Here is a 23,702-nt window from a genome sequence, read left to right as displayed (position 1 = left end):
CCCCCAAGGAGGAGACCCTTGTCCCTCAGACGATTCCTCGTCCTGATCGGTGCGGTGGCGGCGCTCGCCGGCACCGCGATGTCCCCCGCCACAGCCCAGGCCGCACCGCCCGCGCGGGCCGCGGCGCCGCAGACCGTGACGCTGCGGTACGGGCCCTACACCATTCCGAAGGCGGCGAACGGCGAGCACGGCATGCTGCCGAACCAGCTCGCCTTCAACGTCCAGAAGCCGTGCGAGAACTGCTACGTCACGGGATTCAAACCGAATCTCGTGTACGCGGACGGCAGCAACGCCAACGTCAACACCGGGCCGATGCTGCACCACGCGGTCATCTTCAATTCGGCGGCCTGGGACACCGTGTGCGGCGGGCCGCGGCGCGTCCTCGCGTCCGGGAACGAGCGGATGGAGAGCGTGTTCCCGGCCGGCTACGGGTTCCGGATCGGCGCGTTCGACCGGTGGACGCTGCTCGCCGACCTGATGAACCACTCGCACGAGGAGAAGACCGCCTACCTGGAGTTCACGTTCACCTACCAGCCGGTGCTCGGCTCGCACATCACACCGGTCGTCCCGCTCTGGCTGGACGTCGGCGGCTGCGCCGACTCGACCTGGGACACCCCGGCCGAGCAGAGCGAGAAGTCGCGGACGTGGCGGTCGACGGTCTCCGGGAACCTCGTCCACATCCGCGGGCACCTGCACCACGGCGGCATCGCGGTGCAGACCGAGAACACCAGCACCGGGCAGCTGCTCTGCCGCAGCGTGGCCGAGGAGGGCGGCACGCCCGAGTTCATCGACCACCACGGCATGACGGAGATCTCGAACATGCCGTCGTGCAGCGGCTCCCCCATCGGCCGGATCGAGCGGGGCGACACCCTGAAGATCACCGCGTCGTACAAGGCGTCCGAGGCGGGCCTCACGGACGTCATGGGCATCATGCACGGCTGGGTGACGGAGGGATGATCCCGGTGGACCGGCTGACCGGGCCCGTTCTCGCGCTGTTCCGCGCGGTCGTCGGGCTGCTGTTCCTGTGCCACGGCGTGGCGTCGCTGTTCGGTGTCCTCGGCGGCAACCGGGGCAGCGGCCACGCGATCGAGGCCGGTGCGTGGCCGGGATGGTGGGCCGCGCTGATCCAGTTCGTGTGCGGCGCGCTGGTCCTGGCCGGGCTCGGCACCCGCGCGGCGGCCGTGCTCGCGTCCGGTTCGATGGCGTACGCGTACTTCACCGTCCACCAGCCGCACGCGCTGCTCCCGCTGCGCAACGGCGGGGAGAGCGCGGCGATGTTCGCCTGGGCGTTCCTGCTCATCGCGGTGGTGGGGCCGGGCGCGTGGGCGCTCGACTCCTACCTCGCGGGCCGGCGGCGCGAGCCGGTGAGCGTCCCGTCCCGCACCTGATCCCGCTCATGGAGGAGGGGCCCGGCCACCGCCGGGCCCCTCTTCATGCGGCTAGGCGAGACCGAAGAGGCCGTTGTCCATGACGGCCCTGCCGAAGGGGCGGGCGAGCTCCGCGAGGCGCTCGCAGTCGTCCTCCCCGAGGGCGGCGTAGGCGGGCAGCGCCAGCGCGTCGGTGCGGTCCTCGATGCTCTGCCGGAACGCCTCGCCCTCGGCGGTGAGGGAGTCGCCGTCCAGCAGGCCGCGGGCGCGGAGGCGCTCCGCGGTGGCATCCCACTGCTCGGCGGGCCAAGCCCGCGTCGCTGTGAGGAACGTCTTGGGCATGGTGCCGGTGGCCGCGTGCAGCACGAGGGCCTCGATCGGGGTGACGCCCTCGGCGGTGAGGACGGCGATGTGCCCGTCGCCCCGGAACTCGCGGAGCAGGGTCTGGGCCCACCAGAGCTGGAGGACCGGCTCGTCCGGCCAGGGCAGGGCCGCGTGCGCCGCGTAGAGCGGCCTGCCCGGGGCGTGGCCGCCGGCCGCCTCCGCGGCGCGGCGGGCCAGGGCGGCCGTCTCCGCCAGGCCCGGGAGCCGGTCGATGCCGCCGCGGCGGAGCGCGGCGCCGGCCGCGTCCAGCCTGGCCGCGAGCAGCTGCTCCGGGGTCGTCTTCTCCCAGGCCGCCGGGATGGCGCCGCGGACGACCTCGGGGTTGAAGTTGTAGAACGTCGCGATGACGACCTCGGCGGAGGCGCGGCCGAAGGCCGCCGCGCGGGAGGCGAAGTAGGCGGTCTGCGCGTCCAGGCCGAGTGCCGCGTACCGCTCCGTCGCCTCCGGGACGAAGTAGATCATCGCGTGCACCGGTTCCAGCCGCCGCCATGCCCGCCGTGCCGCTCGCATCCGTCCGCCTCCGTGTCGTCCTGGGTGCCGTGGTCGCCCGGGCGGAATGGGAACATACCGACCGGTCGGGATCCGAATCTAATTCTGGTCGCGACCGGCCGTCAACACTCAGTGGCAGTGACCCTCCGCAAGCACCGACAGGGCGATCTCCGGCGCGGTGCGGGCCTGCCGGACGGGACGATGGAGGGGTTCGGACGAGGGCCCGGTCGCCCTGGCACGCCACCACGCTGGCGCCCGACCGGCGCCCGCCGCTCGCGGGCGCGTTCCGGCGCTTCCTCGCCACCGCCGAGGCGCTGCACATCATGCGCTCCCCCGGTTCGGGCGTCCCGCCGTCCCGCTTCCGTCCCCCGGTCTACGTGACGATCTGGAGCTGAACCGGGGCCGCACGCTCCCGTGCGGCCCCGGTACCCCGTCAGCGGCCGATGATCTTCTCGGCGGCCGAGGCCGGGACCTCGGCGTACGCCGCGAACCGCATCGTGAACACGCCCCGGCCGGACGTCATGCCGCGCAGATCCCCGACGTAGCCGAACATCTCCGCCAGCGGGACGAGGGCCTGGACGACCCACGCGCCGCCGCGCTCACGCGTCCCGCCGACCCGGCCCCGGCGGCCGCCGAGGTCGCCGATGACCGCGCCCAGATGCTCCTCCTGGGCGGTGACCTCGACGGCCATCACCGGTTCGAGCAGCACCGGGGACGCGCGCCGGACCGCCTCCTTGACCGCCAGCGAACCGGCGATCTTGAAGGCGAGCTCGGACGAGTCGACGGGATGGAAGTCGCCGTCGGTGAGGACGACCCGCACCCCCGTCATCTCGTACCCCGCGAGGACGCCGGTCCGCAGCGCCTCCTGGCAGCCCGCGTCCACCGACGGGATGAACTCCTTCGGGATCCGCCCGCCGGTGATCCGGTTGACGAACTCGTACCCGTCCGCGATGGGTTCGAGGGCGAGCCGCACCTTCGCGAACTGGCCCTTGCCGCCCGTCTGCTTCCGGTGCGTCAGGTCGACGCGCTCGACCGCCCGCCGGACGGTCTCGCGGTAGGCGACGCGGGGACGGCCCACGTTGGCCTCGACATGGAACTCCTCCTTCATGCGGTCGACGAGGATCTCCAGGTGCAGTTCCCCCATGCCGCCGATGACGGTCTGCCCGTCCTCGTCGCGGACCTGGAAGGACGGGTCCTCCTCCGACAGCCGGTGGACGGCCGCGCCCAGCTTCTCCACGTCGCCTCTGGACCTCGGCTCGATCGCGACCTCGATGACCGGGGCCGGGAAGTCCATGGACTCCAGGACCACCGGATGCGCGGGGTCGCACAGCGTCTCGCCGGTGGTCGTCCGCTTCAGGCCCATGACGGCGACGATGTCGCCCGCGCCCGCCGACTCGATCTCCACCCGCTTGTCCGCGTGGACGCGGTAGATCTTGCCGATCCGCTCCTTCCGTCCCTGCACGCTGTTGAGCACCGCGGCACCCGACACCAGGCGTCCGGAGTAGATCCGGACGAAGGTGAAACGGCCGAGGTGCCGGCCGGTCATGACCTTGAACGCGAGTGCGGACAGCGGCGCCTCGTCCGGCACCTCCCCGGAGTCCAGCGGCTGGACGTCCAGGGGCGACGGCAGGTAACGCACGACCGCGTCCAGCAGGGGCTGGACGCCCTTGTTCTTGAACGCGCTGCCGCACAGCACCGGGGTCGCGGCCGACGCGACGGTCAGCCTCCGGATCGCCGCGTGGAGCTGCTCCACGGGCGGCTCGACGCCGTCCATGTACAGCGCCATCAGCTGCTCGTCGTGCTCGGCCACCGTCTCGATGAGCGTGCGCCGCCAACGCCTCGCCTCCTCGATCAGGCCGGACGGGACGTCCACGACGGCGTGGCGCTCGTCCGGCCAGACGTGAGCCCGCATGGAGACGAGGTCGACGACGCCCTCGAACCCGGCCTCGGACCCGATCGGCACCTGCACGACCAGCGGAACGGCGCCGAGCCGCTCGCGGATCATCCGCACGCACCGGTGGTGGTCGGCGCCGGCCCGGTCGAGCTTGTTGACGAAGCAGACGCGCGGCACCCCGTACCGGTCGGCCTGCCGCCACACCGTCTCCGACTGCGGCTCGACGCCCGCGACGCCGTCGAACACGGCCACGGCCCCGTCCAGCACGCGCAGGCACCGCTCGACCTCGATGGTGAAGTCGACGTGGCCCGGCGTGTCGATGAGGTTGAGCGTGTGGCCGTCGCCTTCGACGGCCCAGTGGCAGGTCGTCGCGGCCGACGTGATCGTGATGCCGCGATCCCGCTCCTGCTTCATGAAGTCGAGCGCGGCGGCGCCGTCGTGCACCTCGCCGATGCGGTGGGAGACGCCGGTGAAGAACAGGATCCGCTCGGCGAGCGTCGTCTTGCCGGCGTCGATGTGCGCCATGATCCCGATGTTGCGGACCTTGGCGAGAGCAAGGGCTGTGGTTGTCATCGGGATCCTCCTTCGCACTCGATGACGGCCGCCGCCGGACAAGATCGTCCGTCGCGGCATGCGCGACGGTAACCGGCGGCGCCCCGCGAGCGCGAAGGGTTTTCCGCGTCAGGAGAGGAGGCCGCGGCCGACGTCCGGGAGGGTCTCGATGACGCTGCGCAGGTGGTCGCGGGCGGCGCGCTCGGCGGCGTCCGGGTCGCCGGCGGCGATCGCGTCGATGATGGCCAGGTGCTGCGGCAGCGACGCCTGCGGGCGGCCCGGGTGCATGGCCAGCCGGAACTGGTGGCGGACGTTCTGCGCGCGCAGCCGTTCGAGGACGTCCGCGGCCGTCCGCTGCCCGCTGATCTCGCGGACGCGGCGGTGGAGGCGCTCGTTCAGCCGGGAGTAGCCGAGCACGTCGCCGGACTCGACGGCGGAGCGCATCGCGTCCCCGATCTCCCGCAGTCCGGCGGCGTCGGCCGCGGTGGCGCGCTCGGCGGCCTTCGCCGCGCACAGGCCCTCGACCACCATCCGGACCTCGGAGATCTCGACGGCCTCGGCGAGGGAGACCGCGCGGACGCGGGCGCCGCGGTTCTGCACGCGCTCGATGAGGCCCTCGTTGGCCAGGTCGGCGAGGGCCGCGCGGACGCTGGCGCGGCTGGCGGCGAACCGCTCGGACAGGTCCGCCTCGATGAGCCGCTGGTTCGGGACGAACTCGCCGCGCAGGATCGCCTCCCGGATCCCGCCCACCACGTCGCTCACCGGCACTCCCGAATTGTCGCCATTTTTGTCGCTGATCTAGGGTAGCCGCAGCGGGAGGTCGGGCGAGGGAGGGGAACGGCATGCCGGTCATCGCGGTGCTGGGACTGGGCGAGGCGGGCGGCGCCATCGCGGGCGGCCTCGTCGCGGCGGGCGCCGTCGTCCGCGGCTACGATCCCGCCGTTCCCGCGCCGGACGGGACGGTCGCCTGCGCGAGCGAGGCCGGCGCCGTGGCCGGAGCCGATCTCGTGCTGAGCGTCAACAGCGCGCACGACGCCGCCGCGGCGCTCAAGGCGGGCGCGGGGGCGGTCGCCGACGGCGCGGTCTGGGCCGACCTGAACACCGGCTCCCCCGGCCTCAAGCGGGAACTCGACGCGATCGCGAGAGAGAACGGCGTCCGGTTCGCCGACGTGGCCATCATGGCGCCGGTGCCGGGACGCGGGCTCCGCACGCCGCTGCTGATCAGCGGAGAGGGCGCCGCCGAGGTCGCGCAGATCCTCACCCCGCTCGGCGCGGAGGTCCAGGTGCTGGACGGCGCCGCCGGGCTGGCCGCGGAGCGCAAGCTGCTCCGCAGCGTGTTCTTCAAGGGCCTCGCCGGGTCGGTCGTCGAGGCCCTCGAAGCCGCGCGGGCCGCCGGCTGCGAGGACTGGCTCCGCGCGAACATCGTCGCGGAGCTGACCGCGGCCGGCGAGCACACCGTCGACCGCCTCGTCGGAGGCACCTACAGGCACGCGGTCCGCCGCGCCGCCGAGATGGACGCGGCGGCGGCCATGCTGGACGAGCTGGACGTCCCGAACCCGATGGCCGCCGCCAGCCGCGACCTGCTGAGGCGCCTGTCCGCCGGCTGACCTAGTCAACCGGCGGGGTGCCATGGGTGTGGAACGACTCGATCGTCTTCAGGCCCCACGCCTGGCCCTTGGCGCGCTCGGCCTCCGTCCAGGTGATCGTCTTCCAGTCGGGCGCCAGGACGAGCCGGGCGCACGGGTTGCACAGCTCGATGCGGTTGCCGCCCGGCTCGTAGACGTAGAGGAAGAACGTCTGCTGGATGGCGTGCTTGTGCGGCCCGGTCTCGATGAAGACGTCGTTGTCGAGGAAGATGTCGGCGGCGCGGAGGATGTCCTCGCGGGTGTCGGTGGCGAACGCGATGTGGTGCAGGCGGCCGTTGGCGCCCGTCCAGTCCCGCGTGTAGACGATGTCGTAGGACTTGTTGGTGAACGTCATCCAGCGCGCGCCGATGGTGCCGTCGTCCAGCTGGATCTGCTCGGTGGCGTGCGCGCCCAGGACGTCCCGCAGGAGGTCGGTGCTCGGCACGACGTCGGCGGCGAGGAAGTTGACGTGGTCGAGGCGGCGGACGCACACGCCCATCGCCGGGTACGCCTGCGCCTGGTTCTTCAGCGCCGGCGCCAGCTCCGGCGGCGCCTCGTACCACTGCGACTCCCAGTAGATCTCCAGCTCGTGGCCGTCGGGGTCGCGGAACACGTAGGTCGGGCCGAGGCCGGGGTCGCCGTCCCGCCAGCCGATGCCGAGCCCGGCGTCCTCGATGGCCTGGACGCGCCGGTCGAGGGCCTCCTGCGAGGACGTGCGCAGCCCGGTCCGCCGGATGCCGGACGTGCTGTGCGCGGTGAGCTTGAGCGTGTGGTGCTCGTAGTCGTCCCATGTCCGCAGGTACACCGAGTCGCCCTCGGCGCCGACCTCGGTGAGGCCCATGATCCGGGTGAAGAACCACAGGCTCTTCTCGGGCTCGGGCGTCAGCAGCTCGACGTGGGCGACGTGCGCGATCTCGTGCTTGATGTTCATCGGGTGCTCCGGGGGAAGACGGTGCCGTCGAAGAGTTTGCGGGCCGTCCGGACGACGCTGGACCGCCGGACGGCGGTGCCGTCCAGCTCGACCACGACGTCCAGGCGGCCGGCCGGATGCTCGATGCCCATGGGTGCGCCCGGCGGCGGGACATCCGCGAGGTCGTGCCCCACGGCGCCGTCGACCAGCAGCGCGGTCGCGACGCTGACCGCGCCGAGGACGCCGATCGAGGTGTGCATGCGCAGCGGGATGAACGTGCGGGTGCAGATCGTCCCGCCGTCGCGGGGCGGCGCGACGAGGGTCGTCTTCGGCACCGAGGCGGCCGACACGTCGCCGAGGCCCATCAGCTCGCCCGCCTGGAGCCGCAGCGACTGGATCCGGTCCCGCAGGTGGGACAGGTCGGTCTCGTAGCCGGTGACGCCGAGGTCGGACGCGGCGGCGACCACGACCGGCATGCCGTTGTCGACGCAGGTGACGTCGATGCCGTCGATCCGGTCGCGGGGACGGCCGGTGGGAAGCAGCGCCCCGCAGGCGGATCCTTCCGTCCCCGCGAAGTCCAGATCGATCCGCGCCGCCGTGCCCGGCACGCCGGAGATGGCGGTGCCGCCGCCGTAGTCGACCGCGCCGCCGGGCGTCGGGAACGTCGCGGTGGCGATACTGCCGGAGTTCAGCATCCGGACGCGGACGCTCGTCCGGTCGCCGCCCGCCGACACGAGCCCGCGCTCGACGGCGAACGGCCCGACGCCGGCGAGCACGTTCCCGCAGTTCTGCCGGCCGGAGACCGTCGGCTCCTCGACCCCGAGCTGCAGGAACAGGTAGTCGACGTCGGCTTCGTCGCCGGCGGACGGCGACACGACCGCGACCTTGCTGGTCAGCGGGTGCGCGCCGCCGATCCCGTCGATCTGCCGCGGGTCGGGAGTGCCCATGATCCGCAGCAGCAGGTCGTCGCGTTCAGCCGGGTCGGACGGCAGGTCCCCGGCCAGGAAGTACGCGCCCTTGGACGTCCCGCCGCGCATGAGCATGCAGCGAATACCGGTCATCGCCCGATGTACTCCGCGTAGTCGACGTACTCGATGCCCATCCCGGGGAGCCGGTCGCGCAGCCCGTACCGGTCGAGGCCGAGTTCGCCCTGCCGGAAGGCGGCGCGGGTCGCGGCCTCCTTCTCCTCGCGGGCCCGCGCGGCCTTCACCGCCTCCGCGGCGGACTCGCGCTCGACCCGGACGACCCCGTCATCGTCGGCGAGGACCACGTCGCCCGGCCGGATGAGCTGCCCGCCGATCGTGACCGGCACGTTCACCGCGCCCGGCGTGGCCTTCACCGTGCCCTGCGCGCTGACCGCCGCCGACCACACCGGGAAGCCCATCTCATGCAGTTCCGCGACGTCCCGCACCCCCGCGTCGATGACGAGCCCGCGCACGCCCCGCCGCTGCAGCGCGGTCGCGAACAGCTCGCCGAACATGCCGTCGGTGGACGGCGACGTGGTGGTCACCACCAGCACGTCGCCGGGACGGCACTGCTCGACCGCGACATGGATCATCAGGTTGTCGCCCGGCCACGACAGGACGGTCACCGCCGTCCCCGCGATGCGCGACCCGAGGTGCACCGGCCGGATGGACGGCCCGAGGAAACCGGTGCGTCCCATGGCCTCGTGGACGGTGGCGACGCCGTACCCGGCGAGGGAGTCCACCGCGGCGGCGCCGGCGCGCGGCGGGTTCGTGACGACGACCGTCCTCATGCCAGCTCCGCCGTGGTCTGCGGGTACAGCCGGACGTACGCCTCGGCGCGCGTGTCGTGCGGCAGCCCCAGGTTGGGGCCCGCGTTCCGCTTCAGCTGCACGCCCCGCCGTTTCGCGAGGTCGGTGTAGTAGTCCCACATGTGGACCTGCGCGGGCAAGCACTCCATCGCCGCGCGCTTCTTGCCGAACACCGGGGTGATGTCGAGCAGCACGTCCGGCTTGAACTCGCACTGCTCCGGCTGGTGCGGCTCGAAGAAGAACACCGGCGGCGCGCCGAGCGGCTCGCCGGGCGCGTCGTAGCCGATGGCCTGGGCGAGCACGCGGGCCTGCAGCGCCATCCGCGCCGCCGCCGGGTGGTCGCCGTTGTACGGGTCGGCGAGGGTGTGCGTCAGGACGACGGCCGGCACGAACTCCCGGTAGATCCCGACGAGCCGGTCGACCAGCTCCCGCGACTCGACGAGGGGGTAGTCGCCGGCGTCCAGGAACTCGATCTCGGCGCCCAGCACAGCCGCGGCGGCCTCGGCCTCGCCCCGCCGCAGCTTCTTGATCTCGTCCAGCCGCATGCCCTCGCGCCAGGCGCGGGCGGACTCGCCGCGCTCGCCGTAGCTGAGGCACACCACCTTGGCGCGGTCGCCGCGCGCGGCGGCCAGCGCGATCGCGCCGCCGGCGCGCCAGACGAAGTCGCCCGCGTGGGCGCTGACGACGAGCAGCGGGCTGGGAGAGGCCGAAGTACTCATGGCGGCACCCTCCACCCCGTCACCCAAATTGTCAACAATTATGGAGCCAAGTCATGCGCCAGTTCTCCCGCGCCGGGCCTCCAACCACGGGGCGGGAACGGAAGGGCCACCGCGCGGCCCGCCGGATGTGGGTGGCGGCGGGCCCCGCGGTGGCGGTTTCGGGGGCGGGTCAGCCCTTGGCCGGGTCCAGGGACGCGAGGGCCTCGGGGGTCAGCTTGGCGGCCCGTTCCCGCTGCGGGAAGCGGCCGACGTCGATGCGGGCGACCTCCCTGGCGGTCCGGTAGTCGACCACGGAGATCTGGTCGTCCTCGGCGAGCGAGACGAAGCAGTCGTGGCCGTTCGGGCTGGTCTGCGTCCAGTACGGCAGGGCGTCGGTGGCGTAGGTGACGGTCCCGTCCGTGGTGAGGCCGGACCGGGAGACGATGGAGACGTAGTCGTCGATCGTCCCGGCCACGCACAGCTTGGACTCGTCGGCGTTCATCGCCATTCCGTGGTGCGCGGAGTTCTGCGGGTAGTCGTCCGGCTTCATCTTGGCGGCCTTGTCGCTGAACGGCATGGTCACCGTCCGCGTGATCTTCCCGGCCGCCAGGTCGTACTCGACGAACCCGTTGAGGTAGGACAGCTGCGCGTACATCGTCTTGTTGTCGCGGGTGAACACCGCCGGGCGGATCCCGTACTCGAACTGGTACGTGCGCAGCGGCTTGAACGTCGCGGCGTCCACCGCCGTGACGGCCCGCGACCCCTTGAGCCCGTTCAGCAGCTTGGGCAGCGAGGTGATGCCGATGCTGGAGTTGTAGAGGATCGTCCCGTCGGGCGAGTAGTCGTTGGCGTGCGGGTAGGCGCCGGTCGCGAAGCTCGTCCGCAGCGCGCCGGTCGCGGTGTCGATGACCTCGGCCTTGCTCGCGGTGGTGGCCGAGACGATGAACTGCCTCCCGTCCGCCGACAGCGCGGCGTGGTCGGCCTTGAAGCCCTCGGTCTTGTGCCGCCACAGCATCTTCTTCGTGGCGATGTCGAACGCGACGGCGTCCGACAGCGCGCCCCGCGAGATGTAGAGCGTCCGGCCGTCCGGGGAGACGGCCATGTCGTCGACGAGCTTGCGGTAGCCCTGCGCGGCGTTGACGGCCTCGTAGCCGACGCGCTCCACGACGGTCATCGAGTCCAGGCGCTGCTGCAGGTCCGGGACGACGTTGATGGAGCCGAGGTTCTGGTAGGTGGCGGTGTCGATGAAGCTGACGGTGCCGCCCTGGCCGTTGCCGACGGCCATCACGTCGCGCAGCGCCGCCGCCTGGGCCGGCTGGGCGGGCTGCACGGGCTGGGCCTGCGCGGGGAGCGCCCCGGACATCGCGGTCGCCGCGAGGACGGCGCAGCCGAGCAGTGCGGTTCGTCTTCGGAGACTTCGGGAAGGCATCGCGTCCTCCAGTGGGGGGGGTAGGTCTCCAGTCTGAAAACGGCCGTGTTCCGACTCGGTTACTGGACAGTAATCCAGGGTGATGTGCGACACAAGACCCGGATGCGGGAAAATGCCGTCCGGGCCATGGGGAGGAGCGAGGTGGCGGAGAGGCGCGCACGGCCGACCGGCAGGTACGGGGGCAGATCCGCGGCCGAGCGGCGCGCCGAGCGGCGCCGCAAATTCCTCGACGCCGGGCTGGAGATGTTCGGCCGCGGCCCCGGCTACCGGGGCACGACGGTCGCCGCGCTGAGCGAGGCCGCCGGCCTGTCCACCCGCCAGTTCTACGAGGAGTTCAGCACCCTGGAGGACCTCCTCGCCGAACTGCACCTCGAGGTCAACGACGGCGCCGAACGCGACGTCGTCGCCGCGCTCCCGTCCGTCCGGGGCCTCGACCTCGCCGAACGCACGGCGCGGCTCTTCCGCGCCTACGCCGCCAGCGTCACCGCCGACCGCGCCCGGATCCGGATCGCGTTCGTCGAGATCATCGGCGTCAGCCCGCGGATGGACCGGCAGCGCCTCACCCGCCGCGCCCGCTGGGTCGACTTCCTCTGCGCCGAGGCGGCCGCCGCCGCCGCGCGCGGCGAGATCGCCGACCGCGACTACCGGATCGCCGCGACCGCCTTCATCGGCAGCATCAACGGCCTCCTGCACGACTGGAGCGCCGGCTGGGTCGACGCCACCCTCGACGAGGTCATCGACGAACTCGTCCTGATGCTCCTCGGCCGCCTGCACGCCCCTGACCGGCGGCATCCCTCACCTTGACCGCGCTTCATCAAGCCAGCGACGAATCCGGGGCCGCCCGGCTGTCACCTGGGCACGGAGACCCGCCCGTGCCCTCCACCGACCCCTGGCGTCAGCGAAGCCCTGTCGCGGCCGTAGCTCCGGTCAGGGACGGCTCCGGACGGCGGCGTGATCGGGGACGGCCGGGGTGAGGAGCGCCAGGCGGGCGCCGGTCGGGTCGGTGACGATGCAGAAGCGGCCCGGCTTGACGTCGGTCGGCGGGATGTGGACCCGGCCGCCCAGCTCGGCGACCTTGGCGGCGGAGTCGTCGCAGTCGGACACCCAGAAGTACGGGATCCAATGGGCCGGGTAGCCGGGCGGCCAGTGCTCGTCCATCGAGACCATGCCGGCCACGGACCAGTCGCCGACCTTCCAGTTGGTGTAGACGGAGCTGTAGTAGTCGCGGTCCACGGCCTTCCAGCCGAAGACCTGGCCGTAGAAGCGGCGGGCGCCCTGGATGTCGCGGCAGGCCAGCTCCACCCAGCACATCGCGGCCGGCTCGTCCACCACGCCCGCGCCCTGCAGGTGGTACGGGTACCAGAGGGCGAAGTCGGCGCCCTCCGGGTCGGAGCACAGCGCCATCTGCCCCAGGTCGGCGATGTCGGTCGGCTCCACCAGGACCAGGCCGCCCGCGCCGCGGACGGAGTCGAGGCAGGCCGGGATGTCGTCGGTGCGGAAGTAGCACGTCCAGGACGAGGGCAGGGAGTCGTCCGCGAGGGTCTGCATCCCGGCGACCTCCGGCCCCTGGACGCCGCCGAGCGTGAAGACCTCGTACTCGCCGACGTCGGCGGTGAGCGTGTAGGAGTACCAGCCGAACAGGCGGCAGTAGAAGTCCTTCGACCGCTCCGGGTCCGGGCCGGCCAGCTCAACCCAGCTCGGAAAACCGGGGGCGAATGAGGTCACCTCGGGCATAGCCCGCCCCTGACAGCTCGCATGCCTCCAACGCTAGGGCGGCGCGCGCAATCTGCGCTGTCCGGAATCGCCAAGATCGTCCCAACGAGTCCGAATCCCCGCCCGGTCACCGGCGGGGATGGAACCTGTCGCGTGCCCCGGCGGCCGGCGTCAGGACCGCGAAGCGGGCACCGGTCGGGTCCGTCAGGATCGAGAAGCGGCCGGTCTCCACGTCGCTCGGCGGGACGCGGGACTTGGCCCCCAGCTCCACCGCCCGGGCGGCGTACGCGTCGCAATCGGGTACCCAGAAGTACGGGATCCAATGGGCCGGGTAGTCGGCCGGCCAGCGCTCGTCCATCGACACCATGCCCGCCACCGCCCAGTCGCCCACCTTCCAGTTGGTGTAGACCGAGCCGTAGTAGTCGCGGTCCACGGCCGTCCAGCCGAACACCTCGCCGTAGAAGCGGCGGCTCTCCTGGACGTCCCTGCAGGCCAGCTCCACCCAGCACATCGTCGCCGGCTCGTCGGCGACGGGAATGAGGCTCGGGTCGGCCGGCTCGTAGAGCGCGAACCCGGCGCCCTGCGTGTCGGAGCACAGCGCCGCGCGACCCATGTGGGCGACGGTGGCCGGCTCCATCAGCGCCTGCCCTCCCGCGGCCTGGACGGCGTCGAGCGAGGCCCCCATGTCGTCCGTGTAGAAGTAGCAGGACCAGGACGGCGGCTGGGTGTCGTCGGTCAGCGGCTGCATGCCGCCGACCTCCGGGCCATTGACGTCACGGAGAGTGAACATCATGTAGTCGCCGTACCCTCCGGTGGCCAGCGTGTAGGCGTACCAGCCGAACAGCTCGCCGTAGAAACGGCGTGACACCTCGACGTCGGGGCTGGCGATCTCCACCCAGTAGGGCGTCCCGAGGACCCGCCCCGTCATCTCGTACCCGCCCAGCCGTACGCTGCGTCCATGTGCCCACGCTAGGGGCGGGCGCGCAATCTCCATGATGTCGGCGGCAAGGGCGCGCGCCAAAGTGGTTCCAACGTTCGGCAAGGTCGGCCGCGCCGGCACCCTCGGCGCGTTCTCACGTGCTCACCACCGTCTGGAGGAGTCCCCAGACGAAATGCGCGACGTAGGTGTCCCCGTCCGGCATGGTGATCATCGCGTGCCAGCGGCTCGGCGCGTCGCCGTCCTGGTGGGCCACCGCCCCGAACCGCGCGTCGATGTCACTCACCGTGCACGACCACGGGACGAGGTCGTCGGCGCTCGCCAGCTCCGGCACGGGGACGCCGTCGTCCCGGACGAGCCACTCCTGCATGACCGAGCCGTCCGGCGCCATCATGATCTCGAAGCGGAGGCCGGGCCACAGCGGCAGCGGCGGCCACCACGCGGTCGCGCACACGACGTCGCCGATCCGCCGGTCCGCGGTGCCGGCGGCCGGGCCGAGGACGGCCTCGTAGCGGCGCCGGCCGCGCGGGAACGTCCGGGACCGCAGGACGCGCTGCCAGCGGGCGTTGGCCTCCCGCATCTCGGTGCGGGACGCGCCGAGCGCGCGCATCGCGTCCTCGACGAGGCCCGGCTGGTAGTCGGCCATGCGGCGGAGCAGGACGAGCTGGAACTCCCGCCGCGCGAATCCCTTCATCGCCGGCCACGCTACCCCGCGCGTCCCGGCCGGGGTCGCCGATTCCGGTCAGTGGCGGTTCCGGCCGGTCAGGACTTGCGGGCGCCGATGGAGGCGGCGATCTTCGGCCAGCTCGCGGCCAGCTCCCGCTTCCAGTACTTCCAGTTGTGCATGCCGGGCCCGTACAGGTGCGAGGTGACCGGGACGCCCGCGTTCTTCGCGGCGGCGACGAAGTTGTCGTTCATCGTCCCGGCGAGCTGCTCGCCGATCCGCCCCGCGTCCAGCGGCGGCGTCTCGGGCTTGTCGTAGGGGCCGGGCTCGCCGTTGCCGGACGAGACGTAGACGCCGATGCCCTTCAGCTTGGCCACGTTGACGGCCGCGTCGTGCGCCCGCCAGTTCGCCCGCGCGGTGAGCGGGTCGCCCCAGATCGCGGTGCCCGCCTGCCGGTTCATGGACGTCAGGATGACCGGCATGCCCGGCGCGGTGATGTTGAGGGCGCCGCTGTAGGACGCGGCGTACTTGAACTTGCCGGGGTGCCGCTCGGCGTAGGTGATGGCGCCCTGCCCGCCGGACGACAGGCCGATCGCGGCGCGCACCGACCCGGCGTGGAAGTTGCGCTCCATCAGCGGGATGACCTCTTCGATGTGGAAGGTCTCCCACTCGGGGATGCCGCCCTTGCCGCCGTTCCACCAGTTGGTGTACGAGCCGTTCCAGCCGCCCTCGGGCATCACGACCATCGCGTCGTACGGGCCGATGATCTGCTCGATGTTGGAGTCCTTGGTCCAGGACGTGTAGTTGTTGTTGCCGCCGTGGTAGGCGTACACGACCGGCCACGACTTGGTGGCCGTGGACTTCCAGCCCTTGGGGATCATCACCCGGGTCTTCACGGCCGCGCCCAGCGCGGGCGAGGCGATGGTGACGTCGAAGGTCCGCGAGGTGACCTTCTTCACCTCGGTGATCGCGGCGCCGTCCGGGGCCTTGGCGTACTTGCTGGACCCGGTGCCGGGCGGCAGCTGCGGCTTCTTGCCGTGGCTGCCGTTGTCGGTGTCGGGGTTGCCCGGGGCCGGCGAGCCGCCGCCCGTTTTGAACGGGTTGGTGCCGAGCGGGACGCTCGGCAGCTTCGCCGTCTTCGGCGGCGCACCGGGGGACGCGGGGCCGGCGGGCGCCGACGGCTGCGTCGCGGGCCCGAACGAGGGGATCGTCTGGGAGTTGCCCGACGCCTCCGACTTGCCGGTCGGCACGCCGATCCCGGCCTGCGCGAGGCCGACCATCACGGTGGGCAGCAGCACGGCCGCCGCCGCGGTGCCCGCGATGGCGATCTTCCTGTCGGTACGCTTCTTCATGGACTCCCCAGCCGCCCGGACCGCCCCGGGCCCGACGCTCTGCTCGTCCGGACGAAACTACTGTCCCGGACGTCACAGCCGCAAGTATTGGCAACAAATGCAATAAACATGAGACGGGCGTCCGTGACCCAAGTCACTCCCCTGCTCAGGGGCGGATCGACTGCGCGTGCCTGAACACGTTGCACGGGTCCCAGTACCGCTTGACCTCTTGGAGTTTCGTGTAGGCGTCCTTGTAGTAGAGCGTCTCCCACGACTGCTCCGACGTGTTCCACCGCTGATCACCCAGGTCGGCGTCCGGATACCCGATGTAGCAGCCGTCCGTGGTGTCGCCGTCCGCGACGGGCACGCCGCCGGTCGCCTCGAACGTCGCCTTGTACGCGTCGCGTATCCACGCGATGTGCGCGTCCTCGCCGGGGTCCTGTTTCGCCCAGTAGACCTGGTACTGGAGTTTCAGAATGGAGTCGCGCTGCCGCGCCGCGGTCCGGTGCAGCGGCCTGTTGACGGCACTGCCGTACGAGTCGACCTGAATGAGCGCCTGCCGGTTGGCGTAGCCGGTGTACTTCTCGTTGCCGAGATAGGCCCACATCGCATTGGTCTGCTGATCCGTGAAAGGCTTCCGCAGATAGGCGGACTTGTACTTGCCGCAGCGGTTCTCACCACTGGAATTGAGCGCCTGCGTCGCCGTCAGCCACGGCATCGCCCGCGGAATGTCCAGGTGGACGAAGTGCTCCCCCATCACCGACCGCATCTTCGTCGCGGCCGGCCCGATACGCCCGTCGAGGGCCGCGACGAATTCCGCCATCGCCTGCGCCCCGTCCGGATCGTCCGCGTCCACCTGCGCAAGAAGCCCGATCTGCCCGTTGCTCACGTGGTTGAGCTTGAGCATCGCGAACAGCTTCCCGGCCGCCGTCGACGGGTTCTGATGGTCGCGGAAATACTCCCCGAACGCGGTCAGCAGCGCGGCGAACCCGTCCTTGGTGAAGTCCTTCCAGTCCCATGCCAGCGCGGCCAGAAGCACCTGTCTCGGCGGCTGCGGAAGCCCCCGGAACCAGAACCGGGTGACCACGCCGAAGTTGCCGCCGCCACCGCCCGTGTGCGCCCACCACAACTCGTGCAACTTCGCGTCCTGGTCGTCGCGCCTGGCCACCACCAGCTTGACGTTCCTGTCGGCATCGACCACGGCCACCTCGACCGCGTAGAGGTAGTCGACGGTCAGCCCATGCTGCCGCGACAGCAGCCCGAACCCGCCCGCAGGGATGTGCCCGCCCAGCCCCACCGAGAAGCACGACCCGCCCGGCAGCACCTTCCCGCTGACTGGATACAGATGGCCGTACACGTGCCCCAGCGTCGCCCCGGCCTCGACGCAGTACGCCTTCATGGAACTGTCGTAGGACACGCCGCACATCGGGCTCACGTCCAGGATGACCCGCACGTCTTCTCCGCAGACGAAGTCCTCGTAGCAGTGCCCGCCGGCCCGCACCGTGATCCGCGTCCGCGCCGGGTCCTCCGGCTCCTCGCCGACCGCCGCCGCGAGCGCCGCCCGCGCCTCCTCGGGCGTCCGGACCAGCCGCACGTACTCCGGCGCGGCGATCCACCGCTGGTTGAATCCCCGGCTGAGCGCCGGATACCGCTTGTCACCGGACCGCACGACCGTGGTCGGCAGTGTCGACAGCTCACTCATGCCCGCAACGCCCCCGCGCACCTCGGAAAAGGACGCGAAGAACCCTTCCCCACCCACCTCCTACGTAGTCGATCAGTAACACATGGTTAACGCCTTGGAGAGGTCGCCGAGCAGCACTTCAGCGGCCTCCCTGGCCGACGGCGCCGTGCCCCCGGCGGGGGCCGGGGGCACGGCGGTGGGAGCGGCTCGGGTGACGTCGGGCCGGCCGGTCCCGAGGGGGCTAGGAGGCGGCGAAGTCGTAGGTGGCGGTGACGGTGGCGGAGCCGGGGCAGAGCCAGCCGCTCTGCTTCTGGACGGTCTGGTTCGCGAACGTGGCGCTGACCGGCAGGTCGGTGCCGGAGAAGGACCCGCTCAGGTTGCCGCCGTAGGTGCAGCCGATGGCGCTCATCGCGAAGCCGTTGATGGTGGCGACGCCGTTGTCGAGCTTGCCGCTCCACGGCAGGTTCTTCGGCGTGACCGTGACACCGCAGCCGCCGACGGAGGCCGAGGTGACGGAGAGCGTGCCGTCGGACGCGATGGTGCCGGACAGGGTGGAGCTCGTGCAGGAGGCGGAGACCCCCGCGTCGATGGTCATGGTCCCGTTGAGGGTGGCCGTGAAGCCGCCGGCCGTCCAGGCCAGGGCGGGGGTTGCGGTCATGGCGACGGCGACGGCGGCCGCGGCCGTGATCGAGGCGATCGCGGCCGGCTTCTTGGTGCGGGACAAGGGAGTCCTCATTTCGAACGGTGGGCGTCGCGCCTGCACCCGGGGAACGGGGTGGGAGGCCCGATTCGCAGCCGTCACCGCGCCCTTGGCCAAAGGACGGCGGGACGTCGTGAATCGAGGACCGGGAGCCGGGAGCCGTCCAGCTTCATCGCCCGGGACTCGGCGGCTCCAAGTAGAACGCGTTCTATCAAGGACAGTAAGGAAAAGTTCTTTGGCGGTCAATGACCGGACGGAGACGTTCTTCATACGCCCCTTCTCGGGCGTCCGCAACGCAGCTTTCCGAGTGTCCGATAGGGAGTCTCCGCTGGACTTACGGCACTTGGGCGGGCTGCGGCCTCCGCCCGGCCCGGACCGTCCCCCATGCGCCGCCAGCAGCGGGTTCGGCTGCGGGACCGGCGATGAGAACGTGTTGCATCTGGGGGACGTGAACCAATGGACGAATGGCTATATTCGGACCCCGGGTCCCCTCGTCTTTCGGATGGGCGAAATGGGCTCCGGGTCAGCCGAAGCGTTCGCGGAGGACGGGGAGGAGGTCCGCCTCCGCCCAGGTGCGGAAGTCCTTCTGGCGGTCCGGGCCGGACTGGCAGAAGGAGACGTGCGTGAAGCCCGCGTCCGCCCACTGCTGGACGACCTCGACGTAGTCGTCGATGTTGTCGCCGCAAGGGACGGATTCGGCGACGTCCTCGGGGCGGACGGTCTTCGTCGCGGCCTCGAAGTTCACCGGGCCGGGAAGCTCGGCCATCACCTTCCAGCCCGGTGCCGAGAACTTCCAGATGCGGTGGGCGCGCCGCTTGCACTCGTCGTAGTCGTCGCCGAACGCGACCGGGATCTGCCCGTAGGCGGGCTTGCCCGCGCCGCCCTCGGCGCGGAAGAGGCCGGCGACGTCGCCGAGGGGCTGGTCGGAGACCAGCATGTCGGCGTGCCCGGCCGCCAGCCGGCCGGCGCGGGGGCCGGACGCGGCCATCCCGATCCGGACCGGCTGGTCGGGCAGGTCGTAGAGCTTCGCCGCGTCCACCCGGTAGTGCCTGCCGTGGTAGTTGACGTAGTCGCCGCCGAACAGCGCCCGGATGATCTCCACGGACTCCTCGAACATCTCGTGCCGGACGTCCACCGGGGGCCAGTCCCGCCCGACGACGTGCTCGTTCAGGTTCTCCCCCGCGCCGAGGCCGAGGATGAACCGGCCGTCCGACAGGACTCCCGTCGTCGCGGCCTTCTGCGCCACCACGGCCGGGTGGTAGCGCATCGTCGGGCAGGTCACCAGCGTCATCAGCGGGACGCGGTAGGTCGCGTGGGCGAGCGCGCCCAGCACCGACCACGCGTAGGCCGAGTGCCCCTGCTCCTCCAGCCACGGGAAGTAGTGGTCGGAGATGGTGAGGTAGTCGAAGCCGGCCTCCTCGGCCTCCACGCCGTCGGTGACGAGCTGCTTGGGCGGGGTCTGCTCGCAGAGCAGCGAGTATCCGAATTCCATGCCTGCTCGCATACCCGCCCGGCGGCGCCGAATCGTCGAGCCCGGGTCATTGCCCGAGGAGGTCCATCAGGTCGTCGGCGTGCTCCTCCTCCTCGGCGAGGATCTGCTCCATGATGCGGCGCGTGGTGACGTCGCCGTCGCCGAGCCAGCGGATGATCTCCTGGTAGGACTCGATGACGATCCGCTCGGCGACGAGGTTCTCCTGGAGCATGCCCTTGAGGTCGTTCTCGTCGAACGTCTCGTAGGTGGTGTGGGAGCGCTCGGCGATCGTCTTCGGGTCGAAGTCGGGGTTCCCGCCGAGCTGGCTGATGCGCTCGGCGGCGCGCATCGCGTGGTCGCGCTCCTCGTCGGCGTGCTCGCTGAACTCCGCGGCGACCTGCGCCCGGTCGATCCCGGTCGCGCTGATCGCGTGCTGCGCGTACCGCATCCAGCAGACGATCTCGGTGGCGACGACGTCGTTGAGGACGTCGATGACCTCCGCGGGACTCCTGCCGTAGCCGGCCGTCACCGGGCCGTCGGCCATCTTCGCGCGGGCGCGCTCCCTGATCGCCGCCACGTCGATGCTGAAACTGTTGTCGACCATGCCCTCTCCTCCTGATCATGCGCGGACAAAGGCGTCCTACCCACGACGGAGGGCCCATGCGCCGGGCCGTGAAACGACGCGAGAACGCGTCCGGGCACCCCATACTTGGCCACAGTCTGTGACACGTGCTATACGTAGAGCTACCTCACTACGACCCGTGGTGAGGAAGGGACATCCGGTATCCACCTTGAGATCCGGGCGTGACAAGGAAGAAAAGGAACCACATGAAGTCCTTCAGCTACACCGAGCTGGACCTGCTGGCCGGCGAGGTCCTGCCGGAGCGCGCCGTGCTGTCCACCCTTCTCGTCGGTGGCGGCGGCGACGACGACAACCACAACTTCAACCTCAACGCCGGCCACGGCGGCGGTGACGACGACAGCACCACCATCGTGCAGAACTCCTGCGTGAGCACCAACAACCAGCAGAACGCCGGTCTGCTGTCGGCTCTGGGCCTCGCGTCCCAGAACCCGACCAGCACCCACAGCTGCCTGCCGGGCACGGCGATCGCCAACAACGGCTGAGTCGCCTCGCAGTGACCGCGGGCTCCGGCCCGCAAGGGAAGGGCTGGCGTTCTCCCGCCGGCCCTTCCCCCCTTTTCCCGCCCACCCGAAAGCCGTCACATGAGCCTCGAACTGCCTAAGAAACTCAGCTACGCCGACCTCGACCGCCTCGACGCCGAGATTCTGCCGCCGCGGCTCGCCATGTCCGCGCCGCGCGGCGACGGCGACGGCTCCACGGTCGTCGCGTACGCGTGCCAGTCCACCTACTCGCCCGGCACCACCGGCCTGCTCGGGACGGGCCTGCTGGCGCAGCCGCCGCAGTCCACCCTGACCTGCGTCCCGGCCACCGTGGTCGACCAGCACTGATGAGCACCTCAGCGATACGGGAGGTGGACGGCGACGAGCCGCCGGCGCTCACCCTGCCCGCGCTCACCGAGGGCGCCGAACTCGTCGGCGAGTTCAAGAACTCCGGCTACCGGGAACCGCCGCAGCTCGTCTGCCTGCCGAACCGGCAGCTCGTCAAGCTGCCGCCACTGCTGTTCACGGTGGCGAAGGCGCTGCACGAACACCGGGACCTCGCGGGCACCGACGTCGAGCAGGCGCTGGACCGGGTCGCGGACACGGTCAGCGCGGAGGCCGGCGCCCGGCTGACCGGCGAGCAGGTCGTCTACCTCGTCGACCGCAAGCTCGCCCCCCTCGGGGTCACCACCTACAGCGACGGCACGCCGCCGAAGCTGGTGAAGGCCGACCCGTGGCTGGCGCTGCGGTTCAAGGTCGCGGTGTTCCCCGAGTCGTTCACCTGGTTCGTCGGCGGGCTGTTCGGATGGCTGTTCCGGCCGGTGGCGATGGCGGTCATGATCGCCGCGTTCCTGGTGAGCGAGGGGTGGCTGTTCAGCTCCCACTCGATCGCGGACGCGCTCTCGCTGGCGATCCTGAACCCGGTCAGCATCCTGCTGGTCATGGGGCTCGGGGTGGCCTCCTGCGCGTTCCACGAGATCGGGCACGCCACGGCCTGCCGGTACGGGGGCGTCCGGCCGGGCACCATGGGCTGCGGGCTCTACCTGGTGTGGCCGGCGTTCTACACCGACATCACCGAGTCGTACCGGCTCGGACGCGGCGGCCGGCTGCGCGCCGACCTCGCCGGCGTGTACTTCAACGCGATCTTCGTGGTCGCGCTGACGCTGGTGTACCTGCAGACGGGCTTCGAGCCGCTGCTCGTCGCCGTCCTGTACGTCAACATCGAGATGATCCAGCAGCTGCTGCCGACGCTGCGGTTCGACGGGTACTACATCATGTCGGACCTGGTCGGCGTCCCCGACCTGTTCAAGTACATCGGGCCGATCCTGAAGCGGGCGCTGCTGCGGCGCCCCGCCGACGCCCGGCTGAACGACCTCAAGCGCTGGCCGCAGATCTTCGTCACGCTGTGGGTGCTGACCGTCATTCCGATGCTGGTGTTCCAGCTCGGCCTCATCACCACCCAGATCCCCGGGCTGGTCGCCAAGGACTGGTGGATGATGCGCCGGCTCGCGGTGGAGGCGTCGGCGGGGGCGGGCCCGCTGGAGCTGCTCACCTCCGGGCTGCAGATCATGCTGCTCGTGCTGCCGCTGGCCGGGCTCGCGCTGATCTTCTACGGGATCGGCCGCCGGCTCGTGCGGTGGGCCGTCGGCTACATCCAGGGGCCGGCTCCCCGGGCGGTGCCGGACTCCTGACCGTCCCGGACGAAACGCCGGCGAACGCCGGACGCCCGCCGCGGGCGTCCGGCGTTCGCGTGTCCGGCGTTCGCGCGTCCGGCCCCCGCCCGCTCCCGCTCCCGGCATGGCGGAAATGCATTTTATACGCTTTTTACTCTGTGCTTCACTGGCGCACCCGGCGGGAACCTACTCGGAGTAAGGAGAGAAACAGGCCGTACCACGGAACTCCCTTTCTCCCCTCATTTTCCCAGGGCCGGCACAACCCCATGCCGGTGTTCCCGGAAGGCCCCGCATTGCTTCGTCGCATCACCCCCGCCGCATGGCTGGGGGCCTTTGTGCTGCTCATCCCGTCCCCGCTCGTGGATCGTTCCACCGCACTCGCCCAGACGGCAGTCGCCGGCACCGGCGCGCGGGTCGTCGCCGAGACGTCCGTCGCGTCCCGCACCGTGGACCTGACCATCGACTCCCCGGCCATGGACGGCCGGCAGAAGGTCCGCCTCCTAGTCCCCCGCGGCTGGTCGGCGGACGCGCACCGCACGTGGCCCACCCTGTGGCTGCTGCACGGCGGCGTCGACGACTACACCGCATGGACGCGCGACACCGACGTCGCGCGGCTCACCGCCGGCAGCGACGTCATCGTCGTCATGCCGAACGGCGGCCGCTGCGGCAATTACTCCGACTGGTGGAACTACGGGCACGGCGGCTCCCCGCAATGGGAGACGTTCCACATGACCGAACTCCGGCGCATTCTCGAAAGCGACTACCACGCCGGAACCGACCGCGTCATCGCGGGCAATTCCATGGGCGGCCTCGGCGCCATGCTCTACGCCGCCCGCTTCCCCGGCATGTTCAAGGCCGCCGCGTCGTTCAGCGGATACGTCGACACCCTCTACGGCCACAAGCCCGGCGACGACTCGACCGGCTGGGGGCCGTCCTTCGCCTGCCCCGGCACCGACTGGCGGCGCGTCTGGGGCGACCCCGACGACCAGGCGGCGGTCTGGCGCGCGCACAACCCGGCCGACCTGGCCGGGCGGCTGCACGGCGTCCGGCTGTGGGTGGCGAGCGGCAACGGCAGGGCCGGGACGCTCGGCGGCATGCCCTTCACCGACCCGGTGGAGGCCGCCGCCGACGACAACGCACACGCGTTCGTGGCCCGGCTGCACGACCGAGGCGTCCCGGTGACCGCCCGGTTCTTCGACGGGCAGCACGACTGGCCGTACTGGCAGCGCGACCTGCACCAGGCGTACCCCATGCTGATGGACGCCCTCGGGACGCGGTAGGGCGGTAG

The 23,702-nt window shown here is 71.3% G+C and carries 24 protein-coding genes; 8 read left to right on the top strand and 16 right to left on the bottom strand.

Annotation, left to right across the window (positions count from 1 at the left end; all coding sequences use genetic code 11):
• Nucleotides 1–18 precede the first annotated feature (18 nt).
• The gene (locus AL2_RS12950; RefSeq protein WP_067633455.1) at nucleotides 19–957 is read left to right on the top strand and encodes a hypothetical protein; all 939 of its coding nucleotides are present in this window, start codon (nucleotides 19–21) and stop codon (nucleotides 955–957) included.
• Nucleotides 954–1,388, top strand: coding sequence for a DoxX family protein (locus tag AL2_RS12945; protein ID WP_067633453.1), 435 nt, complete (start codon nucleotides 954–956; stop codon nucleotides 1,386–1,388). The genes AL2_RS12950 and AL2_RS12945 overlap by 4 nt, the downstream gene beginning before the upstream one ends.
• A gap of 51 nt (nucleotides 1,389–1,439) precedes the next feature.
• Here the strand turns inward: AL2_RS12945 and AL2_RS12940 are convergent, their stop codons facing one another.
• The 3 genes from AL2_RS12940 to AL2_RS12930 form a co-directional block, all read right to left on the bottom strand.
• Complete coding sequence (locus AL2_RS12940; RefSeq protein WP_067633451.1) at nucleotides 1,440–2,261, bottom strand: SCO6745 family protein; 822 nt, start codon at nucleotides 2,259–2,261, stop codon at nucleotides 1,440–1,442.
• 412 nt (nucleotides 2,262–2,673) lie between these two features.
• A complete protein-coding gene (fusA, locus tag AL2_RS12935) occupies nucleotides 2,674–4,707 on the bottom strand; it encodes an elongation factor G (RefSeq protein ID WP_067633449.1) in 2,034 nt (677 codons plus the stop codon).
• Nucleotides 4,708–4,815: 108 nt separating this feature from the next.
• A complete protein-coding gene (locus AL2_RS12930; RefSeq protein ID WP_245666601.1) occupies nucleotides 4,816–5,448 on the bottom strand; it encodes a GntR family transcriptional regulator in 633 nt (210 codons plus the stop codon).
• A gap of 80 nt (nucleotides 5,449–5,528) precedes the next feature.
• Here AL2_RS12930 and AL2_RS12925 point away from each other — a divergent pair, with 80 nt between their 5' ends.
• Complete coding sequence (locus tag AL2_RS12925) at nucleotides 5,529–6,293, top strand: NAD(P)-dependent oxidoreductase (RefSeq protein ID WP_067633445.1); 765 nt, start codon at nucleotides 5,529–5,531, stop codon at nucleotides 6,291–6,293.
• Nucleotide 6,294: 1 nt separating this feature from the next.
• Here AL2_RS12925 and AL2_RS12920 read toward each other — a convergent pair whose 3' ends face one another.
• The 5 genes from AL2_RS12920 to AL2_RS12900 form a co-directional block, all read right to left on the bottom strand.
• The gene (locus AL2_RS12920) at nucleotides 6,295–7,242 is read right to left on the bottom strand and encodes a catechol 2,3-dioxygenase (RefSeq protein ID WP_067633443.1); all 948 of its coding nucleotides are present in this window, start codon (nucleotides 7,240–7,242) and stop codon (nucleotides 6,295–6,297) included.
• Nucleotides 7,239–8,282: a 4-oxalomesaconate tautomerase gene (locus tag AL2_RS12915; RefSeq protein WP_067633441.1), complete on the bottom strand. Its 1,044-nt coding sequence runs from the start codon at nucleotides 8,280–8,282 to the stop codon at nucleotides 7,239–7,241. The genes AL2_RS12920 and AL2_RS12915 overlap by 4 nt, the downstream gene beginning before the upstream one ends.
• On the bottom strand, nucleotides 8,279–8,977 hold the full coding sequence (locus AL2_RS12910; protein WP_067633439.1) for a 4-carboxy-4-hydroxy-2-oxoadipate aldolase/oxaloacetate decarboxylase: 699 nt from the start codon (nucleotides 8,975–8,977) through the stop codon (nucleotides 8,279–8,281). The genes AL2_RS12915 and AL2_RS12910 overlap by 4 nt, the downstream gene beginning before the upstream one ends.
• Nucleotides 8,974–9,714 (bottom strand): PIG-L deacetylase family protein, encoded by a 741-nt coding sequence (locus AL2_RS12905; RefSeq protein ID WP_067633437.1) that lies wholly within the window; start codon nucleotides 9,712–9,714, stop codon nucleotides 8,974–8,976. The genes AL2_RS12910 and AL2_RS12905 overlap by 4 nt, the downstream gene beginning before the upstream one ends.
• 169 nt (nucleotides 9,715–9,883) lie before the next feature.
• Nucleotides 9,884–11,122 (bottom strand): YncE family protein, encoded by a 1,239-nt coding sequence (locus AL2_RS12900; RefSeq protein WP_067633435.1) that lies wholly within the window; start codon nucleotides 11,120–11,122, stop codon nucleotides 9,884–9,886.
• A gap of 141 nt (nucleotides 11,123–11,263) precedes the next feature.
• Between AL2_RS12900 and AL2_RS12895 the strand changes: the two genes are divergently transcribed.
• On the top strand, nucleotides 11,264–11,926 hold the full coding sequence (locus AL2_RS12895; RefSeq protein ID WP_245666599.1) for a TetR/AcrR family transcriptional regulator: 663 nt from the start codon (nucleotides 11,264–11,266) through the stop codon (nucleotides 11,924–11,926).
• Between the two features lie 123 nt (nucleotides 11,927–12,049).
• On the opposite strand, the gene AL2_RS12890 is transcribed toward AL2_RS12895, so the two are convergent.
• The 8 genes from AL2_RS12890 to AL2_RS12855 all read right to left on the bottom strand — a co-directional run bounded on the left by AL2_RS12890 (nucleotide 12,050) and on the right by AL2_RS12855 (nucleotide 20,223).
• Nucleotides 12,050–12,856, bottom strand: a complete 807-nt coding sequence (locus AL2_RS12890) for a VOC family protein (RefSeq protein WP_067633431.1) — start codon at nucleotides 12,854–12,856, stop codon at nucleotides 12,050–12,052.
• Nucleotides 12,857–12,962: 106 nt separating this feature from the next.
• Complete coding sequence (locus AL2_RS12885) at nucleotides 12,963–13,763, bottom strand: VOC family protein (protein ID WP_067633429.1); 801 nt, start codon at nucleotides 13,761–13,763, stop codon at nucleotides 12,963–12,965.
• Between the two features lie 145 nt (nucleotides 13,764–13,908).
• Nucleotides 13,909–14,466 carry a hypothetical protein gene (locus tag AL2_RS12880; protein ID WP_067633427.1) on the bottom strand — a complete coding sequence of 186 codons (558 nt, stop codon included), beginning with the start codon at nucleotides 14,464–14,466 and terminating at the stop codon, nucleotides 13,909–13,911.
• 68 nt (nucleotides 14,467–14,534) lie between these two features.
• Nucleotides 14,535–15,788 (bottom strand): alpha/beta hydrolase, encoded by a 1,254-nt coding sequence (locus AL2_RS12875; protein ID WP_083946463.1) that lies wholly within the window; start codon nucleotides 15,786–15,788, stop codon nucleotides 14,535–14,537.
• Between the two features lie 145 nt (nucleotides 15,789–15,933).
• A complete protein-coding gene (locus tag AL2_RS12870; RefSeq protein WP_067633425.1) occupies nucleotides 15,934–17,469 on the bottom strand; it encodes an FAD-binding oxidoreductase in 1,536 nt (511 codons plus the stop codon).
• 220 nt (nucleotides 17,470–17,689) lie between these two features.
• Nucleotides 17,690–18,172 (bottom strand): PraA/PraB family alkane oxidation protein activator, encoded by a 483-nt coding sequence (locus tag AL2_RS12865; protein ID WP_067633423.1) that lies wholly within the window; start codon nucleotides 18,170–18,172, stop codon nucleotides 17,690–17,692.
• Nucleotides 18,173–18,671: 499 nt separating this feature from the next.
• Nucleotides 18,672–19,640 (bottom strand): TIGR03557 family F420-dependent LLM class oxidoreductase, encoded by a 969-nt coding sequence (locus AL2_RS12860; protein WP_067633421.1) that lies wholly within the window; start codon nucleotides 19,638–19,640, stop codon nucleotides 18,672–18,674.
• 46 nt (nucleotides 19,641–19,686) lie between these two features.
• Nucleotides 19,687–20,223 carry a ferritin-like domain-containing protein gene (locus tag AL2_RS12855; protein WP_067633419.1) on the bottom strand — a complete coding sequence of 179 codons (537 nt, stop codon included), beginning with the start codon at nucleotides 20,221–20,223 and terminating at the stop codon, nucleotides 19,687–19,689.
• Between the two features lie 224 nt (nucleotides 20,224–20,447).
• Here AL2_RS12855 and AL2_RS12850 point away from each other — a divergent pair, with 224 nt between their 5' ends.
• The 4 genes from AL2_RS12850 (at nucleotide 20,448) to AL2_RS12835 (ending at nucleotide 23,694) form a co-directional block, all read left to right on the top strand.
• Nucleotides 20,448–20,744, top strand: coding sequence for a hypothetical protein (locus tag AL2_RS12850; RefSeq protein WP_067633417.1), 297 nt, complete (start codon nucleotides 20,448–20,450; stop codon nucleotides 20,742–20,744).
• A gap of 99 nt (nucleotides 20,745–20,843) precedes the next feature.
• The gene (locus AL2_RS12845) at nucleotides 20,844–21,089 is read left to right on the top strand and encodes a hypothetical protein (RefSeq protein WP_067633415.1); all 246 of its coding nucleotides are present in this window, start codon (nucleotides 20,844–20,846) and stop codon (nucleotides 21,087–21,089) included.
• Nucleotides 21,089–22,432 carry a hypothetical protein gene (locus AL2_RS12840; protein WP_067633413.1) on the top strand — a complete coding sequence of 448 codons (1,344 nt, stop codon included), beginning with the start codon at nucleotides 21,089–21,091 and terminating at the stop codon, nucleotides 22,430–22,432. The genes AL2_RS12845 and AL2_RS12840 overlap by 1 nt, the downstream gene beginning before the upstream one ends.
• A 341-nt stretch (nucleotides 22,433–22,773) precedes the next feature.
• Nucleotides 22,774–23,694 (top strand): alpha/beta hydrolase, encoded by a 921-nt coding sequence (locus AL2_RS12835; RefSeq protein WP_067633760.1) that lies wholly within the window; start codon nucleotides 22,774–22,776, stop codon nucleotides 23,692–23,694.
• The last annotated feature ends 8 nt before the right edge of the window (nucleotides 23,695–23,702 follow it).

This window comes from Actinomadura latina NBRC 106108 (assembly GCF_001552195.1).
GTDB classification, from domain to species: Bacteria; Actinomycetota; Actinomycetes; order Streptosporangiales; family Streptosporangiaceae; genus Spirillospora; species Spirillospora latina.
The sequence above is the reverse complement of the archived record's forward strand: the minus strand, read 5'-3'. Positions and strand labels throughout refer to the sequence as shown.